The sequence below is a fragment of the Halococcus sp. PRR34 genome, assembly GCF_028617175.1.
GTDB classification, from domain to species: domain Archaea; phylum Halobacteriota; class Halobacteria; order Halobacteriales; family Halococcaceae; genus Halococcus; species Halococcus salifodinae.
On record NZ_JAQJDA010000048.1, the window covers coordinates 1 to 5,160 of the forward strand.

At 59.1% G+C, this 5,160-nt stretch carries 1 protein-coding gene and 5 pseudogenes; 4 read left to right on the forward strand and 2 right to left on the reverse strand.

Going from position 1 to position 5,160, the window contains the following annotated elements; translation table 11 throughout:
* Both PHA81_RS20625 and PHA81_RS20630 read left to right on the forward strand, forming a co-directional pair.
* Window positions 1-312: pseudogene (locus PHA81_RS20625) on the forward strand (ISH3 family transposase); the annotation flags it as partial.
* A gap of 213 nt (window positions 313-525) precedes the next feature.
* Window positions 526-1,296: pseudogene (locus PHA81_RS20630) on the forward strand (ISH3 family transposase); the annotation flags it as partial.
* A 186-nt stretch (window positions 1,297-1,482) separates the two neighbouring features.
* Here PHA81_RS20630 and PHA81_RS20635 read toward each other — a convergent pair.
* Both PHA81_RS20635 and PHA81_RS20640 read right to left on the reverse strand, forming a co-directional pair.
* Window positions 1,483-1,905 (reverse strand): annotated as a pseudogene (locus tag PHA81_RS20635) (IS5/IS1182 family transposase); the annotation flags it as partial.
* Between the two features lie 78 nt (window positions 1,906-1,983).
* Window positions 1,984-2,253 (reverse strand): annotated as a pseudogene (locus tag PHA81_RS20640) (paraslipin); the annotation flags it as partial.
* Window positions 2,254-2,256: 3 nt separating this feature from the next.
* Between PHA81_RS20640 and PHA81_RS20645 the strand changes: the two are divergent.
* Window positions 2,257-2,445, forward strand: a pseudogene (locus tag PHA81_RS20645) (IS5/IS1182 family transposase); the annotation flags it as partial.
* A gap of 305 nt (window positions 2,446-2,750) precedes the next feature.
* On the forward strand, window positions 2,751-4,901 hold the full coding sequence (gene katG / locus PHA81_RS20650; protein WP_273838752.1) for a catalase/peroxidase HPI: 2,151 nt from the start codon (window positions 2,751-2,753) through the stop codon (window positions 4,899-4,901).
* Window positions 4,902-5,160 lie beyond the last annotated feature (259 nt).

The window sequence follows — 5,160 nt, forward strand, 5'->3', positions numbered from 1 at the left end:
GATATCGACTCCGAGGATATCTGGGACGTCCTCGTCGGCGCAACAGCCGACGAGGACTCGGTCAGTCACCTCTGCGAAATCTCAGAGGAATCACCCCACGGCAACACGATCCTCCACCACCTCCGGACGAAGTTCGAGCTCGCAGAGCTCGAACGAGTCGGCAAGACACTCATCCAACGGGATATCCTCGAACTGCTGCCGGATCGGCCGGTGGAGGTCGTCGCCGACCTCCACCTCCGTCCGTACTACGGCGAGGAGTACGACTCCAAGGAAGAACTCTACGAGTCACTCGCCAAAGCCGGAACGACTGCTCTATTGAAAATGGACGATGGCGTAGGGATTTGATGGTTTAGGCGATCACTCTCTGATACAATCCATGCCTTCGTTGACTGGAATATATACGATCGAATTGGATCGGGTCGATAACTGCCAAACCAGACGGGATACTCACGATTCTTCCTGGCTCAAATGCGTGACGTTTCAGTTCAAAATCAGTGGATCCTGCCGCCGTACCGCATTTTCAATAGAGCAGGAACGACGACGTTCCACGGTTATGCCACACTCTACGCGCGGGTGCGCAACAAACGCTACACGCTGGCGGTGCGCCGTCTGACCGACGGCGACACCGCCAGCTCGATCCTCGCGGAACTGCTCGGCGTGCTCGAAGGCCTTGACCTCACAGTCAAGGCCGTCTACCTCGATCGGGAATTCTACGATACGTACTGTTTGAGGCTGCTCGCCGCCCACAACTACGCGTACGTCATGCCGATCGTGAAGTGGGGCGAGAAGATCCAAACCGAACTGAGCCAGGGCTGGAGTCGTGTTATCGATCACGACCTCCAGGGCGAAATCGACGGTCACACGTGGACCGTCGATTTCCCGGTCTACATCGACTGTACGTACCAGCAAGGAAAGTACGACGAAGAAGGTGTGGCGCGTCACGGCTACGCCGTCGACGCGCCGTTCATCGACACACCTCGCCAGGCTCGGAAGTACTACAGCCGACGCTTCGGGATTGAATCGACCTACCGTTTGTCCGAACGAAGTATTGCGATGACGACGACACAGAATCCGGCGGTGCGGTTTCTGTACGTGCTGATCAGCTTCCTTCTCCAGAATGCGTGGCGGTACCTCCACTGGGAGTACGTGGCGTCGCCGCGCCGAGGCGCGCGACGCCTGTGGCCGTGGCGATTCGATGAGTTCCTCGGGATGGTACGGAGAGCAGCGGAGACGGCGCTCGCGGTGCGTCGCGCCGTCCCCGCAAACAAGCCTCCGGACGACCGCTTCGAGCGCTGACCCACCGACCGGGACCGCCCGCTCGGCGAGTGACAACACCGTCGCGTCGGCGGCGTTCCGCCGCCGACTGCGACAAGTTTGGTACTCTCGGTGTCGAACCGTCCTTCTCAGCAGTTGCTCGGCACCGATTTTTCTACCGAACTCACATCTTAAAAGCAGTCAGCCGACGAGCTTTGTGAGGTACTGAGACTTGAGCTTGCGAAACGAGTATCCATCCCGTTTGCGGTAGTGGTAGCTTGACTGATCGCGCTGGAAGCCGCTCGCATCGATCGCTCCAGTCCCAGAAATGCCCGCCTGCTCCGCGGAACGGCGGAGCAGGCTCCGCAACTCCCGCGCCGAGAACTCTTTGTCCCAGTTGTGGAAGGTGGTGTGGTCCGGCGATTTCTCTAATCCGAACACACCGAGAATACCGGGCATCTCGTTGAGGTAGTCTTCACAGTGCCGGAGCGGCTTGCCGACCTCTTCGCGAAGCAGCAACAACCCGATTTTGACCCATTCAGCGTGCTCGCCGTCGCCGTCTTCGTCGGCGACGGCAGGCGCGTCTGGATTATCCACGTGCTCTTTCCCAATCTCTCGATACTTCTTCGCCTGTTCTCGGAGACGTCCCATATCGCAAGAGGGCGTCCAATTCCCCTGAACTCAGTGATGTAACCCGCAGAAGGAAGCGGTGATCAACGGAGCAACACAAATCCCCCACTCGTCGGTCGGCTCGTCGAGTTCTTTCCGGATGCGTTCGTTTATCTCCGAGCGTTTGCTCAGCGTGTCGTCGAGATCCATGTCACCGAGCACTGCTCTGAGGGTGGTTTGAGCGAAATTTGAGGTCGCGTGCTTGTAGTCATCGACTTCGAGGAACGCCTTCTTCGCATCCATGACCTTGATGTAGATGACAGCGTCGGCGGTCACTGGCGAGTTGTCCCGCGTGATCGCCTCCTGACGCAGCACCAAGAATCGAGACCGATGGCTGTTGCGAATAACGCACTCATTCGAACGAAAGGCTACACCCAGCGATGGATGTCCGAGACGTCCTACTCGACGGTCAAGCGAACGCAGGACTCCGCCCTGCGTTCGCGGTTCTGGTACCGCCAATTCCGTGAAATCGTTCTCCTATTCGGACTCAGCAACATCAAGAAACTCGTTGAGTCACTATGATCGTACTCCTGTACCGCATTTTCAATAGAGCAACGAGTCGTACGATCAGAACTACCGGCACCGGCATCGATCGGTCATGGGCGTATAGACGTTCAGACGCCCGATTGCCAGTGAGACAAAGGCCGTCCGAGCACCGTTGCTCCGAAAACGCTGAAACTGCCCATTCTCTACAGCTGTGGCGATTTCCGCAGAGGGTGTGAACCGTTCCGAAACGCCAGCTACGCTCAACCGCAGAAGAACAGGTAAGAGCGAGTACCCGAGTCGAGGTCAACAAGCTTAACGCAGATACGGCCCTTCGGTTAGATATGACATGGTCCAACCAAGAGTGGTGGCCAGATCGACTACGATTGGATATTCTCGACGATAGCACTGCGGATACTAATCCGTACGGTGAGGACTTCGACTACGCCGAGGAATTCGAGAAACTCGACCTCGAGGAAGTGAAGTCAGACATAGAGGACGTGATGACGGACTCACAGGATTGGTGGCCAGCCGACTACGGTCACTACGGGCCGTTTTTCATCCGGATGGCGTGGCACAGCGCTGGGACGTACCGAACTGCTGACGGTCGTGCCGGTGCGGCCGGTGGTCTCCAGCGCCTTCCGCCGGAGAGCAGTTGGCCGGACAACGTGAGCCTCGACAAGGCCCGCCGCCTGCTCCAGCCGGTCAAAAAGAAACACGGCAAGAAGCTCTCGTGGGGAGATCTCATCGTGCTCGCGGGGAACGTCGCCCTCGAATCGATGGGCTTCGAGACGTACGGCTTCGCCGGTGGCCGCGAGGACGCATTCAACTCCAACGAGGCCGCCGAATGGGGTCCCGAAACAGAGTGGGAGACCACCTCGCCTGAGCGCTTCGAGGACGGTGAGGTCGGCAATCTCAAAGACCCGCTCGGGAACACCGTGATGGGCCTTATCTACGTAGATCCCGAGGGACCGTACGGCGAACCGGATGTCGAAGGATCTGCGAAGAACATTCGCGAGGAGTTCAGCCGGATGGCGATGGACGACGAGGAAACCGTCGCGCTCATCGCCGGCGGCCACACCTTCGGGAAGGTCCACGGCGCGGACGATCCCGACGAGCACCAGGGGCCCGAACCCGAGGCAGCGCCAATCGAGGAGCAGGGCCTCGGCTGGGACCACGACTTCGACGAAACCGGGATAATCAGCAGTGGCATCGAAGGTCCCTGGAACGCGACGCCGACCATGTGGGATACGAGGTACCTCGACAACTTGTTAGACTACGATTGGACCTCTGTCAAGGGACCCGGTGGTGCCTGGCAGTGGCGGCCAGTCGGCGACGACATCGCCGACGCACCTGGCGCGCAGAACTCATCGGAGACGGAACAGCCGATGATGCTGACGACGGACGTCGCTCTGAAATACGACGACGACTACCGGGAGATCCTCGAGCGCTTCCAGGAGAATCCCGAGGAGTTCCAGGAAGCGTTCTCGCGGGCGTGGTACAAGCTTATCCACCGCGACATGGGCCCGCCCGAGCGGTTCCTCGGCCCGGAGGTCCCCGACGAAACGTTCGTCTGGCAGGACCCCGTCCCGGACGCCGACTACGAACTCGTCGGCAACGAAGAGATCGCCGAACTCAAAGAGACACTTCTCGCTTCAGATGTCTCACGTTCCCAGTTGGTCAAGACCGCGTGGGCGTCGGCGTCGACGTACCGCGACAGCGACAAGCGTGGCGGTGCGAACGGTGCGCACATTCGTCTCGAACCCCAGCGGAGCTGGGAGGTCAACGAGCCCGAGGAGCTGGAGACGGTCCTCGAGACCTACGAGGAGATTCAAGAGGGGTTCAACGGCTCCCGTTCTGACGATGTGCGCGTCTCGCTCGCCGATCTCATCGTGCTCGGCGGGAACGTGGCTATCGAGGAGGCCGCGGTGGACGCCGGCTACGACGTCGAGGTGACGTTCGAACCTGGTCGCACAGACGCGACCCAGGAGCAGACCGACGTCGATTCCTTCAAAGTGCTCGAACCGAAGGCCGACGCGTTCCGGAACTACCTCGGCGGTGAGTACGACGACCTCTACGACTCCCCGGAGGAGCGGATGGTCGACAAGGCAGAACTACTGAACCTGTCTGTTCCAGAAATGACGGTGCTCGTTGGCGGGATGCGTGCGCTCGGCGCGACCTACCAGGACACCAGCCGTGGCGTCTTCACAGACCAGCCGGGCACGCTCAGTAACGACTTCTTCGTGAATCTGCTCGATATGGACTACGAGTGGGAGCCAGTCGATGAAGACAATGAGATCTTCGAGGTCCGCGACCGCGACACCGGCGAGGTCGAGTGGGAAGCCACTCGTCTCGACTTGATCTTCGGCTCGAACGCTCGCCTCCGCGCCACCGCAGACGCCTACTTCGCTGACGATGCCGAGGAGCAGTTCGTTGCGGACTTCGTAGACGTCTGGAGCAAAGTGATGCAGCTCGACCGCTTCGACCTCGAGTAGCAATCCGGCGTCCGAAATCGCTTAGCCCGTTGCACGGTTGCAAGATCAGCTCCGATCTATCGAACATCACTCACGAACGGGAGGTATAGTCAATATAACTAGGTGAAAAGATCGAATCAACGGAATAACCACTACTAGATCCGACACCAGCGAGAACACAAGTCATTCTCATAACAGCCTATAGTCGCTAGTTGTCCACTTTGGCTCAACAGCCCAATAGCTGATACGTTGTAGGAATGAAGCGGATGAATCAGTGACC

What these genes read in the sequence shown, in the direction of transcription:
- katG (WP_273838752.1), top strand. Translation starts at nt 2,751, where the DNA reads ATGACATGGTCCAACCAAGAGTGGTGGCCAGATCGACTACGATTGGAT.